Annotated in this window: 21 protein-coding genes and 1 tRNA gene; 11 read left to right on the top strand and 11 right to left on the bottom strand. The window is 50.8% G+C overall.

All coding sequences use genetic code 11. From position 1 onward, the window contains the following. Positions 1-108: 108 nt before the first annotated feature. Both clpA and clpS read right to left on the bottom strand, forming a co-directional pair. Positions 109-2,436, bottom strand: a complete 2,328-nt coding sequence (clpA, locus tag GX147_07485; GenBank protein ID NLN60534.1) for an ATP-dependent Clp protease ATP-binding subunit ClpA — start codon at positions 2,434-2,436, stop codon at positions 109-111. A gap of 9 nt (positions 2,437-2,445) precedes the next feature. Then, a complete protein-coding gene (gene clpS / locus GX147_07480) occupies positions 2,446-2,769 on the bottom strand; it encodes an ATP-dependent Clp protease adapter ClpS (protein NLN60533.1) in 324 nt (107 codons plus the stop codon). Positions 2,770-2,919: 150 nt separating this feature from the next. Here clpS and GX147_07475 point away from each other — a divergent pair, with 150 nt between their 5' ends. Both GX147_07475 and GX147_07470 read left to right on the top strand, forming a co-directional pair. Continuing rightward, a complete protein-coding gene (locus GX147_07475; GenBank protein NLN60532.1) occupies positions 2,920-4,446 on the top strand; it encodes a hypothetical protein in 1,527 nt (508 codons plus the stop codon). A 46-nt stretch (positions 4,447-4,492) separates the two neighbouring features. Continuing rightward, entirely contained in the window at positions 4,493-5,863 is a 1,371-nt protein-coding gene (locus tag GX147_07470) for a sigma-54-dependent Fis family transcriptional regulator (protein NLN60531.1), read from the top strand. Between the two features lie 148 nt (positions 5,864-6,011). On the opposite strand, the gene GX147_07465 is transcribed toward GX147_07470, so the two are convergent. The 6 genes from GX147_07465 to GX147_07440 all read right to left on the bottom strand — a co-directional run bounded on the left by GX147_07465 (position 6,012) and on the right by GX147_07440 (position 12,831). Continuing rightward, on the bottom strand, positions 6,012-7,412 hold the full coding sequence (locus GX147_07465) for a pyruvate carboxylase subunit B (protein NLN60530.1): 1,401 nt from the start codon (positions 7,410-7,412) through the stop codon (positions 6,012-6,014). A 175-nt stretch (positions 7,413-7,587) separates the two neighbouring features. Continuing rightward, complete coding sequence (locus tag GX147_07460) at positions 7,588-8,667, bottom strand: CehA/McbA family metallohydrolase (GenBank protein ID NLN60529.1); 1,080 nt, start codon at positions 8,665-8,667, stop codon at positions 7,588-7,590. 9 nt (positions 8,668-8,676) lie between these two features. Further along, complete coding sequence (locus GX147_07455) at positions 8,677-9,891, bottom strand: SufD family Fe-S cluster assembly protein (protein ID NLN60528.1); 1,215 nt, start codon at positions 9,889-9,891, stop codon at positions 8,677-8,679. Beyond that, a complete protein-coding gene (locus tag GX147_07450) occupies positions 9,879-10,616 on the bottom strand; it encodes an ATP-binding cassette domain-containing protein (protein NLN60527.1) in 738 nt (245 codons plus the stop codon). Before GX147_07450 ends, GX147_07455 begins: the two co-directional genes overlap by 13 nt. Then, a complete protein-coding gene (locus GX147_07445) occupies positions 10,594-11,289 on the bottom strand; it encodes an endonuclease III domain-containing protein (protein ID NLN60526.1) in 696 nt (231 codons plus the stop codon). The genes GX147_07450 and GX147_07445 overlap by 23 nt, the downstream gene beginning before the upstream one ends. Before the next feature lie 60 nt (positions 11,290-11,349). Continuing rightward, on the bottom strand, positions 11,350-12,831 hold the full coding sequence (locus GX147_07440; GenBank protein ID NLN60525.1) for a DegQ family serine endoprotease: 1,482 nt from the start codon (positions 12,829-12,831) through the stop codon (positions 11,350-11,352). 312 nt (positions 12,832-13,143) lie between these two features. On the opposite strand from GX147_07440, the gene mobB reads away from it, so the two are divergent. From mobB to GX147_07410, 6 genes are all read left to right on the top strand, one after another. Beyond that, positions 13,144-13,644 carry a molybdopterin-guanine dinucleotide biosynthesis protein B gene (gene mobB, locus GX147_07435; protein ID NLN60524.1) on the top strand — a complete coding sequence of 167 codons (501 nt, stop codon included), beginning with the start codon at positions 13,144-13,146 and terminating at the stop codon, positions 13,642-13,644. Between the two features lie 34 nt (positions 13,645-13,678). Continuing rightward, positions 13,679-15,649 carry an alanine racemase gene (alr, locus tag GX147_07430; protein ID NLN60523.1) on the top strand — a complete coding sequence of 657 codons (1,971 nt, stop codon included), beginning with the start codon at positions 13,679-13,681 and terminating at the stop codon, positions 15,647-15,649. A 60-nt stretch (positions 15,650-15,709) separates the two neighbouring features. Beyond that, positions 15,710-16,765 (top strand): D-alanine--D-alanine ligase, encoded by a 1,056-nt coding sequence (locus GX147_07425; GenBank protein ID NLN60522.1) that lies wholly within the window; start codon positions 15,710-15,712, stop codon positions 16,763-16,765. Positions 16,766-16,798: 33 nt separating this feature from the next. Further along, positions 16,799-17,866 carry a D-alanine--D-alanine ligase gene (locus GX147_07420; protein ID NLN60521.1) on the top strand — a complete coding sequence of 356 codons (1,068 nt, stop codon included), beginning with the start codon at positions 16,799-16,801 and terminating at the stop codon, positions 17,864-17,866. A gap of 160 nt (positions 17,867-18,026) precedes the next feature. Then, positions 18,027-18,548: a hypothetical protein gene (locus GX147_07415; protein ID NLN60520.1), complete on the top strand. Its 522-nt coding sequence runs from the start codon at positions 18,027-18,029 to the stop codon at positions 18,546-18,548. Positions 18,549-18,572: 24 nt separating this feature from the next. Beyond that, entirely contained in the window at positions 18,573-18,830 is a 258-nt protein-coding gene (locus GX147_07410) for a zinc ribbon domain-containing protein (protein NLN60519.1), read from the top strand. A gap of 39 nt (positions 18,831-18,869) precedes the next feature. Here the strand turns inward: GX147_07410 and GX147_07405 are convergent, their stop codons facing one another. The 3 genes from GX147_07405 to GX147_07395 all read right to left on the bottom strand — a co-directional run bounded on the left by GX147_07405 (position 18,870) and on the right by GX147_07395 (position 21,076). Beyond that, positions 18,870-19,931: a phosphoesterase gene (locus GX147_07405; protein NLN60518.1), complete on the bottom strand. Its 1,062-nt coding sequence runs from the start codon at positions 19,929-19,931 to the stop codon at positions 18,870-18,872. 94 nt (positions 19,932-20,025) lie between these two features. After that, positions 20,026-20,889, bottom strand: coding sequence for an Mrp/NBP35 family ATP-binding protein (locus GX147_07400; protein NLN60517.1), 864 nt, complete (start codon positions 20,887-20,889; stop codon positions 20,026-20,028). Between the two features lie 111 nt (positions 20,890-21,000). Next, a tRNA-Thr gene (locus GX147_07395) sits at positions 21,001-21,076 on the bottom strand. 225 nt (positions 21,077-21,301) lie between these two features. Here GX147_07395 and GX147_07390 point away from each other — a divergent pair. The 3 genes from GX147_07390 to GX147_07380 form a co-directional block, all read left to right on the top strand. Then, a complete protein-coding gene (locus tag GX147_07390) occupies positions 21,302-22,189 on the top strand; it encodes a carbon-nitrogen hydrolase (protein ID NLN60516.1) in 888 nt (295 codons plus the stop codon). Next, positions 22,186-23,253 carry an agmatine deiminase family protein gene (locus GX147_07385; protein NLN60515.1) on the top strand — a complete coding sequence of 356 codons (1,068 nt, stop codon included), beginning with the start codon at positions 22,186-22,188 and terminating at the stop codon, positions 23,251-23,253. The genes GX147_07390 and GX147_07385 overlap by 4 nt, the downstream gene beginning before the upstream one ends. A 293-nt stretch (positions 23,254-23,546) precedes the next feature. Further along, positions 23,547-24,578: outer membrane beta-barrel domain-containing protein (locus tag GX147_07380; GenBank protein ID NLN60514.1), on the top strand; the 1,032-nt coding region annotated here is incomplete at its 3' end.

Here is a 24,578-nt window from a genome sequence, read left to right as displayed (position 1 = left end):
GCACCGAAAGGACAGAGAAAACATTAGACATTGTGCACAGCTTGCACAGCCTCATGGCCATATTGGGAAAGATGCCGGTCCAGAAGGCAGATCAAATCAAATCGGGTTTCAATGCCCTTCGGCGGGGGACACCAAGCTTCCCGCAATTCCTGGGACCAGGAGCGCCGTTTGCTTGGCTTCAGCGATGCGAATCACCACATCGTCGTTTTCAACATCCGCGACAGCCAAACCACCGGATTTCAATCTTCCAAAGAGCACTTCGTCCACAAAGAATTTTTTGATCTTATCCTGAATCAACCGTCCGATTTCCCGAGCGCCGAATTCATAGGAATAACCTTTCTTTGCCAACCATGCTGAACAGGCCTCCGTCACATCAAATTGCACCCCTTTTTCCTCAAGCTGAAGGCGGAACACGCCGATCGCCTTGTTGACGATGCGGAGAATCTCTTTATCGCCCAGGCTGTTGAAATTGACGACACCATCCAGGCGGTTTCTGAATTCGGGTGAAAAAATTCGCTCCACCGCATCAAAGACGGCCATACGATCAACGACTTTCCCCTCAAAACCGATCGTCGGGCGGCCGATCTCCCGGGCACCCGCATTTGAAGTCATCAAAATGATGACGTTTCTGAAATCTGCTTTTTTGCCCGTGTTATCTGTCAAAGTCGCGTAGTCCATAACCTGCAACAGGGCGTTGAAAACATCCCCGTGCGCTTTTTCGATCTCGTCAAGCAACAGGACCGCATACGGTGTTTTCCGGATAGCCTCCGTCAAAAGGCCGCCCTCTTCATAACCGACATAGCCAGGAGGAGCGCCCACCAGTTTGGCGACAGAATGTTTCTCCTGATATTCGCCCATATCGTAGCGGTGCAGGGGGATTCCCATCGAGTACGCCAACTGTCTTGCTAATTCAGTCTTTCCAACGCCGGTGGGTCCGACAAACAGGAGCGATGCAATAGGTTTCCCAAGTTCGCGAAATCCTGCCCGAGCCCGTTTAATCGCATCCACAACCTTCTCGACAGCTTCGTCCTGCCCAAAAATTTGCGCTTTTAAATCGCTTTCCAAATTCAGCAACTTTTCGACATCGGAAGACGAAACATTTTTTTCCGGAATACGCGCTATTTTCGCCACCACGGCCTCGATTTCCTCGCGGCCGATGAGAGAAAAATCACTGTCACCGACACATCGCATCGAAATCAGAGCTCCCGCCTCATCAATCACGTCGATGGCTTTGTCGGGCAAGCGACGATCGTTGATATAGCGATCTGATAATTCCGCCGCCGCCTGGAAGGCGTCCTCTGTGTAGACGACATGATGGTACATTTCGTATTTATCGCGTAGTCCATGGAGAATATCGACGGTCTGACCGACCGTTGGTTCGGAGATTTCGATTTTCTGAAATCGCCGTGACAGGGCGCCATCCTTTTCAAAATATTTTCGGTATTCATCATAAGTCGTCGAACCGATGCAGCGTAGTTTACCCGCTGACAGGGCGGGCTTCAGAATGTTGGATGCATCCATGGCCCCACCAGAAACGGCGCCGGCGCCGACTATGTTGTGTATCTCATCGATGAAAAGAATAACCTTTTTCTGCTTCTGTAATTCCGCGATGACCCGTTTCATCCGCTCTTCAAAATCACCCCGATAACGTGTCCCGGCCAGCATGGCGCCCATATCGAGGGCGTAGATTTTCGATCCCGAGAGCTTCCTGGGAACCTTGCCGGCAGCCACCAGTTGGGCCAGGCCTTCCGTAATCGCCGTTTTCCCGACACCCGGATCACCCACATGGATGGGATTGTTCTTCAACCTCCGGCAAAGAACCTGCAGGGTCCTTTCGAGGATCTCTTCTCGACCAATGACCGGGTCGAGTTCCCCCTTAAGAGCCTTGTCGGTCAAGTCTGTTGTAAACATCCCGAGGAACTTGGCTGGATTTTCAACAACGTCTCTTTCCGCGTGACCGGACTCCTTACCCGCTTCATCCCGCCCTTCTCCATCCATCGCCGATGCGGGGAACACCGAGAGGCCGTGGGAAATATAGCTCAGGAGAATGAGCTTTGTCATACCCTCCTTTCGAAGATAAAAAGCCGCATAGGATTCCTTTTCATCGAACAGGGAAACCATGACATCACCCAATTCCAGTATTTCTTTTTGGGAGGAAGTCGAATGCCAAACGGCTCTCTCCAGGATGTTTTGAAAACCGGACGACTGAGTTACTTTTCGAACGCCCACCGCAACCTGTGTTTCTTGCAAATGTTGATCAAGGAGTTCTTTCAAATGCTGGGGATCGCCGCCACAATTTTCGATGATGTCAACCCCCTCCTCGAAGAAGAGAGCCGCATACAACAGATGCTCCGGCGTAATATATTCATGCCGCCTTATATTGGCTTCCGCGTAAGCGGCCATGATGATTTGATTCAATGTTTCGCTTATTTTCATGAGATGAATCTATTCCTCTTCCATGGTGCAACGGAGGGGATACTCTCGCATCCTTGCCATGGTCTGAACCCGGTTAATCTTGGTCACGGCTATGTCATACGTGTATGTGCCGCAGACACCCCGTCCCCTCCGATGCACGTCAAGCATGATTTTTGTTGCCTCAACCGCCGGTTTATGAAAGACTTTTACCAGCACATCGACAACAAAATCCATGGTCGTGTAATGATCGTTGTGAAGAATAACTCTGTACATTTTCGGTTGCCGCAGTTCAGGTTTGTCCTCGGTTTCCTCGGACAAACCCGGATCCCGTTCTCGGCTCGGACGCTCCGGCATGATTTTTCCCGTGCCCTGTGTTTTTTGTTTGTCTCTTGTTCTACAATATATGATGCGACCAGTCTCGTGTCAATGAAATGAAAAGAAACGCTTTGCAGTGCCCGCGGGACGTTTGCAACGTGTTCTAATCATCCCGGAGTCTGATCCTCCATGGAAACGTTTATTCTTGCTGCAGTCAGCCTGATCATCTCGGTATCCCTCATCATCACCCGACATAAAGATGCCGTCATGCGTGCTTTTGCTATGGTATGTTTGGCCCTTTTTTTGAACCGGGCCGGCGTTTTCTTGTTCGCAACATTGCAGCAATCCGTCTGGCGTGTGTCCGAATACGGAGGCCTCCTGGCCCTGCCTCCACTCGTACTGTTTTTTACACGCAATTTAACCCGGAGCAGACTGGTTATAAGGCGCCGTGACATTGTCCTGACTGGCGGTTTCAGCGTGCTCATGGCCGCTCTTCTTTTCACTCCCGTCCATGAATCGTCATATTTTCATTTTCTGACCTACCTTTATCCCCTGTTAATCACAGGAGGTGCTTTTTTTTCCTTTTTGCTTTTTATTTACCGCAAGCGACCGGGAGCGGAAAAAATACGGATGATGTATCTGGCCATTGCCTGTGTGGTGGCGGCCATCCTGAGCTGCTTTGACCTCTTCTCCTACTCCGGCTTCCCCATGCCTTCCCTCTCCAATATCATCATTGCGGCCCTGCTTTATTTCATTCTTCTGATCATCGCCTACCCTCATCTGACAAAACTGTATGAACTTCTGGCGAAATCACTCATGATATTAATTCTGACCTCCTCCGCGACCGTTATTTTTTATTTCGTGCTGGGCCTGCTCGGTGAAAATATTCACTTGCCCTTCACACATGTTCTGACATCCTCTTTTCTTATTGTCATCTCCGTTACGCCGCTAAAAATAATCGTAAAGCGGATTTTTTCGCATTTTTATCCGGAAAGTGTCGACATTTTTCAATCGCTTTACGCGTTCGATGAAAAACTTGAACGGGAGAAGATCTTGCTTTTAGAGGAAATGGCGCCTGTATTGGCACACGAAATCCGCAACCCCCTGGGATCTATAAAGGGGGCGGCTCAATATTTAAGCGGCGATACGCATTCCGACGAACATCGGAAACTTTTGAATGTCATCATCGAGGAAGTCAATCGCTTAAACCGAGTCGTATCTCAGTTTCTCGACTATGCAAAACCTTATCATACTGAGCCGCGACCGGAAGAAATCAACCGGATCATTCAAAAGGTCATCTCCATCATGCAGGCCGACGCCGTCACGGAAAAAGTAACAATCCAAGCGGACTTGGAGCCGGATTTATCGCCGATTCTTGCCGATTCCGAACAGTTGATTCAGGTCATCCTGAATATTGCGCACAACGCGGTGGAAGCCATGGCGGGCGAGGGCACCTTGTCTTTCCGGACAAAACAAATTGATAACGCGGAAGAAGCCTCTGTCGGGATCTATATACGTGATTCAGGACCGGGTATGACCAGAAAAGACCAGAAACAGATTTTCAAGCCCTTTTTCACCACCAAAGAACGGGGTGTTGGGCTTGGCCTTTCCATCTGCCAGCGCATCATCAAAAACCATGGTGGATCTATTCGGGTCGAATCCGCTCCAGGCAAGGGGACAACCTTTGTCATCCGGTTACACACAATGGGCAACTGAAACGGCCCCCCTTGACAAGGGTTCTCAATCATAATAAAACAAACTCATGCATCGTATCCTCATTGTCGACGACGAATTGAATATGCGCTTGGTCCTGAAGGCCATGCTGACCAAGGAGGGGTACGAGGTTCTCCTTGCCGAAGATGGTCTTTCCGCTCTCGAGATTCTTAAAAGCAACGATATTGCAACCATTGTAACGGATCTCAAAATGCCCCGACTTGATGGCATGGGGCTTTTGAATCGAGTGGCCAAGGAATATCCGTCTATCCCGATCATCATCATCACCGCTTACGGCACCGTGAATACCGCTGTTGACGCCTTGAAAAAAGGCGCTTTCGACTACATTACGAAACCTTTCGATCAGGACGACCTTCGCAATGTCATTCGAAAAGCCATTCGTACCCGGGAGTTAAACCAGGATGAGGTTTTGTTGAACGATGAAGAAATCGACCGCTATGGGATCATTGGTTCCAGTCCTCAAATGATGGAAATCTATGAAACCATCCGCCAAGTCGCTCCAACAACGACTGCAGTCCTGATCAGCGGGGAAACAGGCACGGGCAAGGAATTGATCGCCCATGCAGTCCACCGAAACAGTCCCCGAAGAGAGAATCCTTTCATCAAAATCAATTGCGGCGCTATTACGGAACATCTGGTTGAAAGCGAACTGTTTGGTTACGAAAAAGGGGCCTTCACCGGTGCCGCCGTCACCAAACCGGGTCGTTTTGAACTCGCGCACACGGGCACTTTATTTCTGGACGAAATCGGCGAACTGCCGCGAGACAATCAAGTCAAGCTGTTGCATGTTCTGCAGAATCAGGAATTCGAACGAGTGGGGGGAATTCGAACAATCAAAATCGACGTACGCATTATCGCCGCCACGAATCGGAATCTGCTTCAGGAAGTCAAAGAAGGCCGTTTCCGGGAAGATCTTTTTTACCGCCTGAATGTGTTTCCGATTCATTTGCCCCCTTTGAGAGAACGCCCGGACGACATCTTGCCGCTGATGGAGTACTTTCTGGACAAGTGCAACCACAAACTGGAGCGTAACGTGCGCCAAGAAGATCCACGGATAAATGAAATGTTCCAGCAGTACGCCTGGCCCGGCAACGTCCGGGAGATGGAAAACATCATCGAACGTTTGGTGCTCGTATCGAAAGACAGTCAAATTCACATGGAGGACATTCCCACCGAAATCAAATATGCGTTGGATACGACCGCATTGACGGCGGACATCTCCACCGACAGACCTCTGAAGGCCCTGGTGAAAGACCACACGGAGGAAATGGAAAAGCATCTGATTGCCAAAGTCCTCGACGAGTGCGGGCAGAATGTCACCCGAACTGCTCAGCAGCTCGGGTTCAGCCGAAAGGGACTGCAGCTGAAAATGATCAAGTACGGTCTGCGCAAGGAATGATTGTCAGTCCCCTGATCACGAAATCCTCCCCAGATTTTCTCCGATGCGTGGAAAACAAAGCAGCCTGTGGCATTCCCCAAATAAACGAGAATGATCACAGGCGGCCAGAAATTACCGATCCGTCAGCGAGGAAGAAGCCCATGGGATGTCACGCCTCCTTGGGCACGTTATATTTCACTCTCAGATACTCTTCACCGGTCTGCGGGTACAGGGCGTAGGTCAGCAGGTCTTCGGCCGTCCTGGCCAAATCACCAATCTTCTTCTTGGCAGCCTCGAGTTCTGGATCCAGCACATCCGCGGGACGCGCATTGATTGGTGTTGAACCCCTGGGGTAACCCTTGAGTACCTTTTCCTGAACCTCTGGATCAATAGGGGTTGGCGTTCTACCGTAGAGACCATAAGCCAAGTCCTTGATCTGGTTCGTAACCATTTTGTATTTTCCGAACAGGACATTCATCACCGCCTGGGACCCGATGATCTGAGAGGTCGGCGTAACAAGGGGCACCGTTCCCAGTTCCTTTCTGGTGATCGGCACCTCGGCGTACACTTCGTTCAGCCGGTCCAGGGCTTTCATGTCTTTCAATTGGCTGATCAGATTTGAAATCATACCTCCCGGTATCTGGTGCGCCAGCACGCCCGTATCAATGACTGACAGGGTATTGGCCGCCAAAAAATCGTGGTATTTCGGCGCAATGGTTTCCAGATGGGCACCCAAATCCATAAGAAGCCCCAAGTCGAGACCCGTATCCCAGGGGGTACCCTCCAAGGTCGCGACCAATGGTTCGACGGCCGGCTGGGAGGTCCTCATGGCAAAGGGCGCGAGACATGTATCAACAATATCCACCCCCGCCTCGATAGCCTTGATATAGGTCATGGACGCCATACCGCTTGTGTAGTGCGTATGCAGATGCAGAGGAACTTCCACGTGTTGCTTCAGGGTTGAAAACAGTTCAAAGGCATCGTAGGGCGAAAGAATACCTGCCATATCCTTGATGCAGATCGAATCGGCCCCCAGCCCAACCAGTTCCCTGGCTTTGTTGACGTAATAATTCAGACTGTACACATCTCCCCCCATACGTCGCTCGGTCAGGGAGTAGGAGATGGCCCCTTCAAAATGCTTGCCATTTGCCTTGATGCGTTCAACACAAGTCTGGAAATTTCGTGCGTCATTGAGTGCATCAAAAACGCGAAAAACATCAATCCCGATTTCACAGGATTTATCCACGAAAGCACGGACAACATCGTCCGCATAGTTTCGATATCCCACAAGGTTCTGACCCCGCAGCAACATGGAAAAGGGTGTTTTCTTGACATATTTCTTCAGAATCTTGGGCCGCGCCCAGGGATCCTCGCCAAGGAACCGGTGCATGGTGTCAAATGTCGCACCACCCCAGATTTCCATCGCCCAGAAACCCGCCTCGTCCATTTTTTCGGCTATGGGGATCATATCTTCTGTTTTCATTCGCGTGGCGTGGATGGATTGGTGCCCATCCCGAAAGGTGTTATCCTGAATACGAACTTTTTTTCGAACAGCTTCTCTTGCCTCCATAAAACCTCCCTGTACAAATACTTGACCAACCGAAACACATTCCTGGTTCAATGGCACCAGACGCGCACAAAATCGCGCAATGGAGAGGCGTGCCGTTTTTCGTCTAAAATATATCCTGAAATACGAAGGAAGGAGCGAGACACACTATCTCTCTGACACCGGCAAATATCCCGGATCATTCTGAACATGTTTGTAAACGGTTTACATAAATGGGGTTTGAAAAGATCCAAGGCCGGTATTTGCCGTGACGCTTCACAAATACCTCAACCCGATACGCTCCGGGCTGTACGATAGAACACGATGCCGACTGACCGATTGTTTCGTAATAAAGAACGCCGTCTCTGACGACACGGATGTGACCGTTACCTGGTACCGTTACGATAAGTCGGGATATTTGGTCAAGCGAAAAGATATCCCCCATAATCGCCTCATGGTCCCCTTCCCCTACAGAAAAACGGAATCCTTGTGCCGGAAAGAATGATTCCTGAGCGAAGTAGGCATTCCCTCGTCTCAATGCGTCGATCAGGAGGATTTTGTCTTTGACCCCATCCCCGCTCAAAGGGCACCGGGTCAGGATATGGGTTCGCAGAAATCGAAAGGCTTTACGGAATGAAAAGACGGAGAACGAAAGACCCCAGAAACGCTTCGTGGTAGCGTGATTATCGCACTCTGCAATTCCAACCACCCTTCGATGTCGATTCAGCTCGTCCCATTTCCTCAGTGTGGCAGGATGAGGACCCCGCAAAAACAATCCCGGCCACAAATAACTCATATAGGCTCGAGTGTATCCCTGGAGCGAACTCTGCCAATCCGTCATGAAATCCCAAACCCCGATCCCGGTGTAGTCCTCCACAGTCCAGTCCCGCCAAGGGTAGTGTTTCACGTGAAACAGCTTGGTTCCCTCATGATCCGGGTGGGCCAAAAAAGAAATGCCCCCTTCCGCATTGACCCGGTCAATGTAGGATTGGGGGCTGATTTCTTCATCATCCTTGTCCACGATAATCGGTGTTCGGGTTTCAAAAGCCAGCAAATGATTGAAGCGCGGTGAAACTTCCTGCCCCACAATGAGCAGCACGTTACCGTGCCATCCCTCGTATCCATCCGTTCTCGCTTTCAGCGTCGAATGGTCCGTCAGCATCAAAAAATCCAGGCCATTGTCCTTCGCTGCTTCAATTATTTCCGACAAAGGTGTCGTCCCGTCAAAAGAATAAGCGGAATGAAAATGAATGACGCCGGAATAGTCGAAACAGGTCATATTCGGTACTCAGAGAACCGATGCTTCGGTTTCAGCGATCATTCTTTCGATTTCGGCCTGGAGCTCTTTGGGAAGACCCTCCATTTTCACATTTAAAAACCCCCTTACGATGAGAGCCGTCGCTTCCTGCTCCGTCAGACCACGGGCCATGAGATATTCTATTTCTTCCCGGGAAATCTTTCCAACAGCCGCTTCATGAGACATATCCACGCCGTTCACCCAGCCATCCAACTCCGGTATAGCGTGGATCCGTCCCTCATTTGAGAGAATCAGGCCACTGCACTCCAAATGGGCTCTGACACCCGGAACCTGACCAACCAACATTCCCCTTGATATAATTTTACCCCCTGTGGTGATTGCTCTCGAGATAATCTCGGCTTTGCACCCCTCCGCTTCCAGTGATACCTTGCCGCCGATATCCAGCATGGAGCCCGGCCCGGCCAGTAGAATCGTATTCAACCGCGCAACAGCATTTTTCCCCTTCAGTCGCACCGACGGATACATTTGCACCGACTTGGCGGGCTTGAAGCACACGTAGTTGGACATATATCTGCCTTCTTCTTCCACCCAGACGGCCGTGCGAGGACGGACAATCACGGCTTCTCCCCAATTGTGGAGCATCGTGGAGGTGACGGTTGCCCCCTTCGCGACATAGATTTCCGTCACCCCGATATGCAGACCCCGCTTCAGGTGGGGTGCCGTCGTACATCCGGTAATCATGTGTATTTCCGCACCTTCTTCCGCAATGATCAGATTGTGGACCTTCTGGGCAACCCCCTCTTCGCTTAAATAGAGACAGGCCTGAACAGGCAAACAGACGCTGACCCCGGCTTTCACCCGGAGAAAATAACCACTGTGCGGATCCATTTCTGCCTGTGCGGTATATTTATCCGTTCCTACATCTACGGCCTTCCACCAGTATTGTTCCAGGTCCTTATACTGGGTCAGGGCTTCAGCAATGGGAAGCAATTCCACCCCATCCTGCCCGACCATACATTGTATGGGCGAATGGTCCCTGAGAAAGAAGCTGCCCGTCCGGCCGCTTTCGCTTACGTCGATACCCACCTCCAACACATGGCGCTTTTCTTCCTCCGACAATCTCTCCAAAGCAGGATCTGCCGTGTAAACCGGAACATCCGCTTCAAAAGCCTCCAAATCGATATCTTCTCCGTAGACAGCCCGCTTATCACGCGCGGCTTCCGCCTTTTCCCTTATCTCTGACATCTGGCACACTCCTCGTACCCGGCGTATTGTATGGATTCGAACATTTCCCGCGGATTACCCTCACAGCGGATCACCCCGTCCAGCAACAGATAGCCGTTATCCGCTTCCAAATAGTTTAAAATCAGGCCTGTATGTGTGATGATCAATCCTGACTTCGTTCGTTGACGATGGAGATTTTTCTGCAGGAGTTTTCTTATACCCCGCCCGATTGTCTTGATGTTTTCGAGATCGACTCCCGACTCGGGTTCGTCCAACAGAACAAGATCAGGATTATGAAGAACCAGTTGGACCAGTTCCGATTTTTTGATCTCTCCGCCGGAGAATCCAAGATTGACACCCCGGTCCATAAAAGAAGAAAAATCAAGGGCGTCGACGACTTGCTCCACCGAGGCGTCATCCCGTCCAAACGTTCTTATAAGATCTCGGATTTTAAGTCCCCGGATGGTGGGAGGACGCTGAAAGGACATGCCGATTCCCCTTTTTGCCCTCTCGTGAACCGGCAGAAACGTAATATCCTCTCCCTTGAAATGGATTGACCCGGATTTCACCTTGTATCCGCTGAAACCCATGATGGCCATGAGAAGCGATGTTTTTCCACTTCCGTTTCGCCCAAAAAGAATATGGGTTTGTCCGTAATCAATGGCGATACGGATATCCTTCAGTACAATCCGATCCGCTACTTCAACCGTCAAATCTCTGATTTCAAGTAACATTCCTCTCTCCATTCCTTTCTTTCACACCGTCAACCGGGTTAACTGCCACAAGGAATCTTCTCAAAGGGCAGGATTCACACTGCGGCTCCTTTTTGCAGAATGTTTTCCCCACCTCTACCAGCAAGGCATGATATTGTCCGAACATGGCTTGATCATGGACAAGACGGTCCATGAAATAGTGCTGTATTGTCCCGTACGACATCTTTGCATCGATGAGCCCGTGCCGACCCAGAATTCTCCGTGTGTAGGCATCAACCACAAAAATATTTTTCAATCCCCCGTAAAGCAAAATGCAGTCGGCGGTTTCTTCGCCAATACCCCGGATCCCCAGCAGTTTGTTGCGCAATGACCAGGTTTCCTCCTTGAACATACGATCCAGGTCACCCTCATAATTATCTGCGATGAATTGCAGCAAGCAGCGCAGCCGTTCCTCCTTGACACGAAAGCACCCGGCCGGCCGTAGAAAGCTCTGTAAAATTTGTGGAGTGGTCTCGAGAAGGCGACCGATGTCGATGAGCTTTTTTCGCTTTAGATTTTCGATGGCTTTTTCAACATTACGCCAAGCCGTATTCTGGGTCAATACAGCCCCTATAAGGATTTCAAGAGTCGAATCCCCCGGCCACCAATGGAGAGCGCCGAAATGTTCGTTCATGACCTCGTAAAGCCGAATCAACGGATCCGACACCGGAACAGCCGGAACGAATGCAGGCTCGTTCTGCAGACTCTTCTTCATGTAAGAGGCGGATTACCTGACAGGCACGAAAAATGTCGTACGCCCTCTTTTAACCTGCAGCAGAATGCTGGTGTTTGACGTCTTCTTGGCCATTTCACGATTATATTCCCCCAACGTGGATACAGGAACACGATTGACCTGCAGGATGATATCCTGTGGCTGGATACCCACGTTATCAGCAGGACTGCCCGGCTCAACATCCACGACGATAATACCCCTGTTTTCCCTGATTCCCAAGTAACGGGCAAGCTCAGGTGTCAGTTCCTGAACGCTCAATCCCAAATCCGAGGCTCCCCTCGGAGACATTGCGACTTCCGGCTGGTCCTTCCTTTCGCCGACGATCACACGAAACCATTTTTCCTGGCCGTCACGAAGCACCTTGACTCTCACAGCATCCCCAACCCGAAAAGAAGCGATCATCATCAGCAGTTCGTGCGTGTCTTTCACCGCCTTGTCTCCGACCGCCACAATCACGTCTCCCGCTCGCAATCCCGCCCGGTCCGCCGGGTCCCCGGCAAATACCTCCGCCACAATAGCCCCGTTGGTGTCCCGCAGCTTGAAAGAGCGCGCCATGTCTTCTGTGATATCCTGAACAGAGATACCCATCCAGCCGCGGGTGACCTTTCCCTTTGCCTTGAGGTCTGGAAGCATGTCCTTTGCCATCCCTATGGGAATGGCAAAGCCGATACCCTGTCCATGGGCGACGATTGCCGTATTGATACCGATTACCCTGCCTTCGAGATTGAAAAGGGGTCCACCACTGTTGCCGGGGTTGATCGACGCATCGGTTTGGATAAAATTATCGTATGGCCCCGCACCGATCACACGTCCTTTGGCGCTGACGATACCCGCTGTCACGGTTTGTTCCAGGCCGAACGGGTTGCCGATTGCCAAAACCCAGTCACCGACACGCAGTTTTTCCGAATCGCCGATTTCCACTACGGGAAGACTGTCCGATGGTTTTATCTTGATCAATGCAATATCCGTTTTTGCATCTTTACCGATGATTCGGGCATCGTATTCCCGGCCATCGGAAAGCTTGACACGGATTTTTTCCGACTGCTCGACAACGTGATTGTTGGTAAAAATATAGCCATCATGACTGATGATGAATCCAGATCCCAAACTTTTCTGCTTGAATTCACGCTGTGGAATATCACCGAAAAATCTTTCAAAGAAATCATCTCCGCCGAAATAGCGATCGAAAGGACTCTGATCTCTCAAAGGAGAGCGGTATCGACCAGCGGAGCGAACGGTCTTTGTGGTGCTGATGTTGACCACTGCCGGTTTAAGCTTTTCCACGATATCCGCAAACGACGTCGGAGCTTGGGAAGGGTCGGCCACGGAAACGGCACCGGCCGTCTTAATATCCGGGCCCGGATCTCGAAAAAAAGAAGACCGAATGACTTCAACGGCCGATACGATGAATGACGCGATCAAAAAAGCCAAAAGAAATATAAAAAATGTTTTGCGGTTTTTCTGCCCCAAGGCCATAACCTACCTCCCTGTTCTTTCGGCAACCCTGCCAGAAATAATGCGCGGTTTGTAGCATAAATAATGTAATATTACAAATATCTGTTCGTGAAAATACAGTGTTTGCACCGGTCATCACTCCTGTGTTATGAAACAGCCGTTCGAGGCGTCGTATTCCACAGAACGCAGACAGGATTGACACACACAATCCGGGCCATTGCGTATGTTGCTGCCTCAATCACTTGGAGACGGGACACGTGTCAACGCAGAGGGTATTCCCCGCGTGGGGCACCAATTAAAAGCAATGATGATTGACTTTAGGGATATTATAGCATGATACCGATCGTTTCCATTGTCGGCAGGTCCGATTCTGGCAAGACAACCCTCATGGAGAAACTCATTCCCGAACTGGTGAAAAGGGGGTATCGTGTCGCCACGATCAAACATGATGTTCATGGGTTCGACATAGACCACGAAGGCAAAGACAGCTGGCGTCATAAAAAGGCCGGTGCCAGCATATCGATCATTTCGTCCCCCTGGAAGGTCGGTCTTGTTGAAGACGTAGACCGGGACCACGAACTCTCGGAAATCCGTAAGCGTTACGTTCGTAATGTGGATCTTGTCCTTTCTGAAGGATATAAAGGAAATAATCACCCCAAAATCGAGGTATTCCGCTCAGCGACGAACCACGAACTCCTCTGTTCACAGACCGATGATCTGTTGGCCATTGCCAGCGACCGCTCCTTCAATCTGGGTGTACCCTGCGTGGATATCAACGATGCCGCCGCTTTGGCGGAAATCATCATACAGCGATTCCCCAAACCGTCACCATAGGGGCGCGGCAATACGGAAAAGCAAGGGGGCCCCTGTGAAAGAAGAACAGTACCGAAGTTGGGTCGAAGTCGATCTGGATCATTTTACCCATAACTGGGAAGAACTGAAGCGATTGGTCGGTTCATCCGTTCGCATTCTCCAGGTGGTGAAGGCGGATGCCTACGGCCATGGCGCCATTGAAATTTCCAACATGGCCTTGAGAAACGGAGCCTCTTGGCTCGGGGTCGCGAACGCCGACGAGGGAGTCCAGTTGCGGGTCAGCGGTATTGCCGCACCGATCCTGATCCTCAGTCCCTCCATGGACTCGGAAATTCGTGAAATCATTAAATATCGTCTTATTCCATCCGTTTCCGACACACACTTTGCCCACGTGTTGCAGGAACAATATGCACAAGCGGGAATCTCAGGCCCTGTTCATATTGAAATCGACACGGGCATGGGACGCGGCGGCACCATGCACAAAGAAGCCATGCGGGTTATCCGCGAGATTGCTCAGCATCCCAATTTGATTCTCGAAGGCATCTTTACCCATTTCTCTTCCGCCGAGCAGATTAACGATTACAGCAATGCACAAGGACGCTTTTTCATAGGGCTCCTGCAAAAACTTCGTCGAGAAGGAAGGGTCTTTCCCCTCCGACATATGGGAAACAGCGCCGGTATTTTGAATTATCCGGAATTTCATTTCGACATGGTCCGACCGGGTCTGATGACCTACGGCATCCATCCCTCCCCGGACACGCAGGAACGAGCAAAACTTGAGCCGGTCATGAGTTTTAAGACCCGGGTGGTTCTGGTCAAAAGGTTTGCCAAAGGCTACTGTATCGGTTACGGGCGATCCTACATAACGAACCGGCCGACCCGGATTGCGACGATCCCCGTCGGCTACGGTGACGGATATGGGATGATCCTCTCCAACCAGGGTGAAGTCCTGATCCGGGGGAAGCGGGCCCCCATCATCGGCCGTATTTCCATGGATATGTGTACGGTTGACGTGTCCCATATCCCCGGCTGCTCCATTGGGGATATCGTCACGCTCCTGGGAAAGGACGAACAGGAAGAAATCACGGTCAACGATATTGCGGCAAGGCTCAACACCATTCATTACGAGATCCTTTGTATGCTCGGGAAAAGAGCACCGCGGATTTTTCTCCACAGGGGTCAGGCCGGGGCCATTGAGCCCCGATTGCGGCGGATCTATATTCCGGAGGATGAGAAATCATTTTCGCGGATCGATAATATTATCCGCCAATGCTTTCAAGCCAGAGCGAAAAGCACAGAGTTGGGGGATGCCATTTATTATGAAATGTTCGAAACGCTCTTCGGCAAGGGTGACCGGCAGCTCGAACTTCGAACAGATTTCCGCTACGATATCAGAATTGCCGACTTTACCGGTGATGAACGGCAGGCAGATCCCCAAGAGGAGAAATATTACAAGGTCACGACCCACATCGAATATTATAAAGCCATTCGCAGTGAAATTTTTTTTATCGGCTGCGCTCGCAACAACGAACAACTCGAAGCGTTATTTAACGATCCCGCCTGCGAGTACCGCTGGCTCTTCAGCCGAGGAGACAATCAGTCCACGGAGCCGGATTTCCGGTTTGTTCGGGTTGCCATAGACGGGGATGCCATTCCCCTGATCCGGTCGGACCATACGGAAAGAGGATATGAAGTGTGGTGCGGCGGCGATACCCTCAAGGGAAAACGTAATCAACCCGTTAAACTGGAAATCGAAATCGTCACCAAGAAGCCCAAAAACAGCAATACGTTTTCCGTTTACCTGATTTATCCCACTCGAGGTCTGAACATTACATTCGACTACGAGGGGACGAATTTGCAGAACGTCCGTGAAGTGGCCTTTTTCGCCGGTAAGAATCCCTATCCGGAAGTTGTCAGGGAACGCGGCAAATCGATCGAATTGAAAGTTGATAATCGGGAGTGGATTTTCCCCAACAGTGGCGTGACTTTCATCTGGGATATTGAAAAAAGTTCACGAAAAGGGTAAGCCCTCTCATGACAAACGATCATCAATGAAAGCTGTCCACATTACGGAACGGATCATTCTATGCAAAAAATGAAAATCGGCATCATCATGGGGGGGCTGTCCTCTGAGCGTGAAGTCTCTTTGAACAGCGGCAGAAATGTCTATGATCACTTGGACAATGAACTTTATGAAGGTGTACCTCTCTTTATGGACCATGGTGGAAACCTATGGTGCATCCCCTGGCAGCTGGTTTCCCAGAATACGACCGTCGACATCATGGACCGCCTTGAACGGGAAGGGCAACGGCTGGCTTACGAAGACTTGGGAGAAAAAGTTGACTTCGTCTTTATTTGTCTTCATGGTAAATACGGTGATGATGGTTGTATCCAGGGGTTGTTGGAACTGCTTCGGATTCCATACACGGGATCGGGCGTTCTGGCTTCCGCGCTTGGTATGGATAAGCACGTCCAATTGATTTTTCTGAAGGCGGCGGGTCTCGACGTACCGTCCAGCATGGTCATCCCGGAACGAGACTGGGTAAGGGATCCGAAAACTGTGTGGGACAACATCCTGTCGCGCTTCTCTTTTCCCCTTGTGGTCAAACCTACACGGGAGGGTTCGAGTACCGGTGTCACCATTATTCAGGATTCTGAAGAGCTCGCAGACGGCATCCAAAATGCCCTTCAATGGGACAGTTCGGTTTTGCTTGAAGAATATCTGAACGGAACAGAATTCTCATCCATCGTTCTGGAGGAAGAGGGGCACATTCGGGCTCTGGAAGTCACAGAAATTCATCCGCAAAGCGAATTCTACACCTACGATGACAAGTACATGCCCGGACGCTGCCGCAAGTTTACTCCCCCCAAGACGATACCTCCTGACGTTGTTGAAAAAATCAAAGAAGCGGCGGTGCGGGCTTTTCTTGCACTGGGCTTTCGGTCCTATGGGCGAATGGACGGCTTTCTGCTTACGGATGGACGAATCCTGATCACGGATCCCAATTCTTCTTCAGGCATGGCGCCATCCTCGTTCTTCTTTGAACAGGCCGCTTGTTCGGGGATGTTGCCATCCATGATCATCTCACATCTCATAGAGAACGCGATACAAATCCATAGCGCAAAAATTGGGCCTCTGTAAGGAATAAATTTGTTTGATATTGAGGATATAGGCATGGCAGACATGACAAAAATGAAGATCGGCATCATTTTGGGGGGGCTTTCATCCGAGAAGGATATTTCACTGGAAAGCGGACGGAATATTTTCAGCAAGATCAATCGGAAAAAATATGATCCGCTTCCGATCTTTATGGATGACAACGCCTCCCTGTGGGAGATTCCGCTGAAACTCCTGATGCGCAACAGTACGAAGGATATCGGGGAGGACCTCCGGGAAGAGGCGAAACCCCTTCGATACGAAGATTTGAAGGCCCGCATCGACTTAGCTTTTCTGGCCCTTCACGGCAAATACGGTGAGGACGGCTGTCTGCAAGGACTCCTCGAATTGCTTGGCCTGCCCTATACGGGATCAGGCGTGCTTGCATCGGCCCTGGGCATGGACAAACATTTTTGTCGTCAGTTCCTGGCGGCCTCAGGGATTGATGTGCCCAAAACCATTGCTGTCACGAAACCGGATTGGACGTCGGACGTGCAGGCCACCACAGCGGATCGAATCGAAAGCGAAATTGGTTTCCCCTGTGTGATCAAACCCGCCCGGGAAGGATGCAGCACCGCCGTGACCAAGGCCGTTTCGCGTGAAGATGTAAATCCTGCCCTGACCAACGCGTTTTTGTGGGACAATACCGCCCTGATCGAAGAATTTTTGACCGGCATGGAGGTAACCTGCGGGATTCTGGAAGGAGACAGACCCTTTCCTTTGATTCCGTCCGAAACCATTCCGACAGACAGGAACAGTATTCTCTCCCTGGAAGACAAGTTCCTTTACGGAAAAGGTGAAAATAAGACCCCAGCCCGGTTGCCGGAAACCAGTCTGAAAAAAATACAGGAAACAGCCTTGGCAACTTTTACGGCCTTGAATCTCCGTTGTTACGCCAGAATTGACATGTTCGTTCTGCCCGACGGACGGATCGTCGTTCTGGAAGCCAATACCCTGCCAGGCATGACGCCCTCTACGGTTCTTTTCCATCAGGCCGCAGCCATGGATATGACCCAAGCCGGTCTGATTGATCTCATCATCACGGCAGCCCTGAGAGCACACAGCACGAAAAAGGGGCCTCTATAGGCCAGGACCTGTCACCTCTTCCGGAACCCACTCAGAAATAACCGCGTTTTTACTCTTGCAGTCCGTGCGATTTTGGATCCACAAAATATTTGACAAACACCGGTTCATGCCTATACTAACCCCGAATTTCGATGGGAACGAGTGTGATGGAGAGCGTATCGTGGATCGTTATTTCAATGCGAATGAGATCGCTCAGGCTGGCCGGTCTTTTTGTCTAGCGGAAAAAATGGTCTCCCGTCATTATCGTCTGTCCCTCGCCAGGATGCGTTCCTGGCGCTATGATGTCAGAACCCTGGTCAACTTGGAAAACCACGAGATCAACGACGGCGTTTTCGCCCATCTTTGCAAATATGGCTATCATAAAGACGGCAACGAAAACGGTTTCGATTTTTACCGGATCTGTCTTCACGACCATCGGATTCTTGACGCCGTGGAACGGGCGGGTTCCTTCGTCCGACTGTCACCGCTTCTTCTGTATATTGCCGCCCACGAATTGGTGCATGTTGTACGTTTCACCAAAGGGCAGGCGGATTTCGACATGGAGGGTAAACGGAGAGAACTGGAAGAACAAACCGTCAACAACATCACACAGGACATCTTGAAACCGATGGATTATCCGCACCTAGACCTCGTTCTCGACTGTTTCAGCAAACGCTATAATCTGGAAGTGCTCTTCCATTAAGTTTTATCAGGAGGTTTTTGCATTATGCCAATTTATGAGTATAAATGCCGGAAGTGTGGAAAAGAATTTGAAGAATTTCAAGGCATTACCGAACCTGCCATTTCACGCTGCCGTTTCTGCAAGGGGCGCGTGGACAAACTTCTGTCACTCTCATCGTTTCACCTGAAGGGTAGCGGCTGGTACGTTACGGATTATGGCGGGAAGAAGCCTTCCGGTAGCGAAGAGAAGCCGGCTCATACTCCGACGAAAGACACGACGAGTCCGGAAAAAACGGACGCATAACGGCAGCCGGGATCAAACCAGCGAAGGGGTGATGTTTCATCACCCCTTTTCCTTTGTTCCGTCTCCCCGGAGGCGTTGGCGCTTGACCTCCAGGCTCTGCAGGAGAAAATGTTCCATATTCCTGCAGGAGAGATCCCCCGCTAAAATTTCCTTGAGTTTTTCAAGATGAATTTCCGCCCGGGCGGCACTCCGGTGCCCTCCAGCACTTCCCAAATGACCGAAGGTTCTGGACGCAATGTCTCCGCAGTTCATCCGGTAACCATCACCCCGGAAAACAACAATCAAGCGGTTCCCGACGATCCCCCCCACCACAACAAAATAGATCTGGATAATGCGCAGAAGAAAATCCGCGACTTGCACACAAACATCAGCGTTCTCCACCGCTTCCAGAAAACAGATTATTTTCTCGCGTTGCCGATGCCTGTGTCTGTAGGCAAAATCAAAATACTTCAGGTAACGCTCCGGAATCTGGTTCAATTCAATGCGCCGGATCAATCCCCGGTTCGCACGGGCAAAATTCAAATAATACGCGCCGATATCTTCCAGGCACGCATCCCTTTCCAGATTATTCGTGTCGCTCCGGATACCGTACAAAAGGGCCGTATAAAGCATCCGTGTAATCCTTACGCGGGCCGCCAAAAGATACCCCGTCATGATGGTGGACAGGGCGCCGTACCTCGGCCGAACGTCTTCCAGTTCAGCATGCCAGCCCGGCGTACGGGGATGGTGGTCGAAAACAATATGCGGACGGTATCGTTCAAGCACTTCACCAAAAAGAGGAGGTTGACTGTCTACCAGAGCGATCAACCGGTAATCGGCCAGATCAATCCCATCGATGATTGAAATATCAACGCCCATGGCATGGGCGAATTCAAGATTCTGTTGCCGGATGAAGGGGTGGGTTGCCGCAAAAACACAACGGGACAGACCGGCCTTTTGTTCGATTATTTCCCGCAGGGCCATGGCGGAAGAGATGGCATCGGGATCAGGGGCACCATACATGAGAACCGCCAGAGAATCGTGCTCCCGGAGCATGCCGATCAGTCTGAAAAGATTGGAAATGGTTTCTTCTGTAACGAGAAGCGACTCTACCCGTTTCATCAACATTCCTCAAGGTCAGCAGAGTGCATATACCAACTCTTCACGCCTTTACGGAAAACCACGGAAACCCCAAATGCATTTCTAGTCAAGTATATTATGCTTTTGGGTCTATCAACTGCCGGACGATCCGAGCGAATGCCGCCGCACCTTCGCTGTCGGCGTGACGCTCGATAAAGGGTTCACCGAGGTCGGAAGCTTCCACAACACGAGGATCGATAGGAATCCGGCCCAAGAAGGGCACATCCATTTTGTTCGCCATTGCCTCGCCACCACCGCTCTTGAACAAATCGATCATTTGCCCGCAATGGGGACACATCAAACCACTCATGTTCTCAATGACGCCCAGGACAGGAATCTTGATCCGCCGGCAGAAATTGATCGATTTCTTTACATCATTTAGTGACAGATTCTGCGGCGTCGTAACGATGACCGCACCGTCGCATTCCGGTATCATCTGAGCAATGGACAAGGGTTCGTCTCCCGTACCGGGGGGGAAATCGATAACCAGATAATCCAAATCGCCCCAGATCACGTCCTTAAGGAGCTGCTTGAGAAAGCTGATTTTCATCGGTCCCCGCCAAATAACAGCTTCATCCTGATCACGCAACAGGAAACCCACCGACATAACCTTGATGCCTGAGGCAAATTCAACGGGAATCAACCCCTCATCATGCTGGTATACTGGTTTTCCCTCAAGATTTAGCAACGTGGGAATGCTGGGTCCATGAAAATCAACATCCAGAAGCCCCACGGCCTTCCCCGCCTTGGACAGAGCCACCGCCAGATTCGTGGCAACCGTACTCTTTCCTACACCTCCTTTTCCGGACAAGACCAGGATCTTGTGCTTGACCTTCTCCATCCTGTCCTTGAGCGCTTCCTGTTCGAGAAACTCCTGAAAGCCACTCGGCTGACCTTGGGTGCTTTCGCAACTATCGCATGATTTTTTTTCTTCCGTCATTCTTCAGTCCTCATGATTGTTCAGCTTAATTGCATCTTGAAACAAAACAGCCCATTCCGGGTCATAACGCAAAAAGTCTCTCGCTGTAAAGATCGAGAGACTCGGGAAATCTGGAGCCGATGTGCGGATTCGAACCGCAGACCTACTGATTACGAATCAGTTGCTCTACCAGCTGAGCTACATCGGCCCTTTCCTTGTTTTCCTCAACAGGAGTTCCTCTATTATCCGAAGCATTTTACCTTGTCAAGCAGTTTAAAAGACCCTCAAGTCCCGGTTAAATCAACGAAAAATCCGTCGGAGTCCGTGTCCGCTCAAAAAACCCAAACATGTTGACAGCAGTGCAGGTATTCCGTATATTTCCGATGATCGTCCTAGCTAGATCAAAATATCCTTCCGGGAGCGGAGCCGTATTGTGGTAGAGACGCGGAAAGTTAAAATCGGAATCGTCCAGACGAGCTGTGTTGCAGATACCACGCAAAACATGGCCCGTGCTGAAGAAGCGATCCGTCATGCGGCGCTTCGCGGCGCTAACATCGTATGCCTTCAGGAGCTTTTTCGCTCTCTGTATTTCTGTGTTACCGAAAATTATGCTCCTTTTGATCTGGCTGAGCCCATCCCCGGCCCCACGACCGAGAATCTGAAATCCCTGGCAGCCGACCTGGGTGTCGTGATTGTGGCCTCCCTGTTTGAAAAAAGAGCAGCGGGGCTTTATCACACCAGCGCCGCCGTGATTGATGCGGATGGCACATACCTTGGAAAGTATCGAAAGATGCACATCCCTGACGATCCGTCCTTCTATGAAAAATTCTACTTTACACCTGGCGATTTGGGTTTCAGGGTCTTCAAGACCCGCTTCGGCGTCATCGGCGTATTGATCTGCTGGGACCAGTGGTACCCGGAGGCGGCACGGTTGACAACCCTAATGGGAGCCGAAATGCTTTTTTATCCGACGGCCATTGGCTGGGCGGAGGGAGAAGATCCACGGGTTTGCCGTAATCAGTATGATGCCTGGCGGACAATTCAGCGTGCCCATGCTATTGCCAACGGCATACCGGTCGTTTCAATCAACCGGATTGGAAAAGAAGGTAATATCGTCTTTTGGGGCGGCTCTTTTGCCGTCGACACCCTGGGCGAGCTGATCCATCAGTCTCCGCATGACCGCGACGATATCGCCGTTTTCGAGGTTGACCTCGCTAAATCCGATACCACCCGTCAACACTGGCCTTTTCTGCGTGACCGCCGCATTGATGCTTACGACGGCATCACCCGGCGCTTTCTCGATTCTGGCTCCGATACATGATTTTCCGGGAAACTCCACGACAACTGGGTTATCGCTTCCCCGCAGAATGGGAAACACAGGCCGCAACATGGTTCTCATGGCCCCACAAAGAAGATTCATGGCCGGAGCGTTTCGCACCGATACCGGCAGTATTCACGGAAATCGTCAAGATTCTGGCAGGGTTTCAACACGTAAATATCAATGTTATTGACCGGCACATGCACGATGACGTCATGACCAGGCTGATCAAAGCGGGGGTTGACAGCGGGAGGTTTTCTCTTTTCCCGATTCCGACAAATGATGCCTGGTGCCGGGATCATGGTCCGGCCTTCGTGGTCAACCCCGAAGCCGAAGAACCCTTGGCGATAATCGACTGGGATTACAATGCCTGGGGCGGGAAATATCCCCCCTATGATCTGGATGATATGGTCCCCACCCGAATTGCCGAATATCGTCAAGTGCCCCTTTTTTATCCGGGAATCATTATGGAGGGAGGTGCGATTGATGTAAACGGAGCCGGATGCCTTTTAACCAGCGCCCCCTGCCTCCTGAACCCGAACCGCAATCCCCATCTGTCGCAATCTCAGGTTGAATGGTACCTGCGTGAGTATTACAATGTGGAAAAAATTCTTTGGGTGGAAGAAGGCATTGCCGGGGATGACACGGACGGCCATATTGATGATTCTGCCCGTTTTGTCAGCGCGGATACAATCGTGGCCGTGGTGGAGGACAATCGGAAAGATGAAAACTATCTACCCCTGCAGAAAAATCTCAGGCAACTAAAAAAAATGACAGACCCTTCGGGGAGACTGTTTCGAATCGTGGAACTCCCCATGCCTCGTTTGCTTGAATTTGATGGGCAGAGAGTCCCTGCAAGTTACGCCAATTTTCTTATTGCAAACGGCGTTGTGCTGGTACCGACGTTTCGCGATCGGAATGATGATTTCGCATTGTCCGTGCTGCAGGATCTCTTTCCCGCAAGACGGGTAATCGGTATCGACTGTTATGACTTGGTCTGGGGCCTGGGGACACTGCACTGTATCAGCCAGCAGGAACCACTGGTGAAAGTGGAAAAGGTGTCGTAAATGGCACGGATTCAGATTTGTGGATGAAAAACGGCGACAGTGCTTTTTCGGAAATATTGCAAACAGGACAACCGTATCGCGGGTGCGCTCCGTATGCTCTCTTTTATCTCTTGAAGTTACAAGGCGGGTCGGATAACATTGTCGCTCCGTTGTGTGTTTCATTTTTTCGAGAAAAACACCGGGGATGATAAAAGAGGATAATAAAAGGGTTGTGAGTCGTCGACTGCCTGACACCTTGACGGCGACTCCTTAAGGTATTTCAAAATATAAAAGATGGTTAAGGGAGAAGGAGGATGAAGAAAAAACTGTTGTTTTGCTTGTGCGGCATGTTGGCGGTGGCAATTCTGTCTACACCTTCAATGGCGGCCAATCTGGCCAAAGCGTGGTCCATTACCCCTTATGCCGGTGGGTATGCTTTTGATGACGATGAAAATCTTGATCCCGCCCCGGTGTATGGACTGAGAATCGGATATAACATCACCAAGGAATGGTCAATCGAGGCCGCAGTCGATTACTCCACGGCGGATGGAGACGATCGGGTGTACAGGGGCAATGGAAGTTCTTACAAGAATGATGCAAAAATGCTGGGTTATCGTCTGGAAGGCCTCTACAACTTCCTGCCTGACACTGACGTCGTCCTGTTTATCGCCGCTGGTATCGGGGGAAGAAAGCTTGATTACGACAAGGGAAGCCAAAACAGCGCGGATGGTCATGACTTCGCCTTGGATTACGGTCTCGGATTCAAGTGGTTTTTTATGGATAACATCGCATTACGCGGCGATGCCCGACACATCTTTATAACGGATGAAAACAACAACAATTTTGAATTTACCCTGGGCTTGTCTTTTTTCTTCGGGTGTGAAAAACCGAAGGCCGAACTGCCTCCGCCCCCTCCGCCCCCCAAGCCGGAACCGGCTTCTTTCGTTGAGCCCGACAGCGATGGGGACGGGGTCATCGATCGCCTTGACCAGTGCCCCGATACACCCGCCGGTGTGATAGTCGACGAAGTGGGATGTCCCATAGACACGGACAGGGACGGGGTTCCCGACTATCTGGACAAGTGCCCGGATACACCCATTGAATTGAAAGTGGACAAGGACGGCTGTCCCGTAAGGGTCACCATCAATCTCAACGTGCTTTTCGACTTCGACAAGTCCGATGTAAAACCGAAATATCACAGCGAGATCAAGAGGGTGGCGGATTACATGAACGCCTATGCCTGGGAGAAGGCCACCCTGGAAGGGCACACGGACAGCAGGGGCACCGACGCATATAACCAGAAGCTTTCCCAGCGCCGAGTCGATGCCATCAAGAACTACCTGGTT

This window comes from Deltaproteobacteria bacterium (genome assembly GCA_012522415.1).
In the GTDB taxonomy this organism is placed as follows: domain Bacteria; phylum Desulfobacterota; class Syntrophia; order Syntrophales; family JAAYKM01; genus JAAYKM01.
The sequence above is the reverse complement of the archived record's forward strand: the minus strand, read 5'-3'. Positions and strand labels throughout refer to the sequence as shown.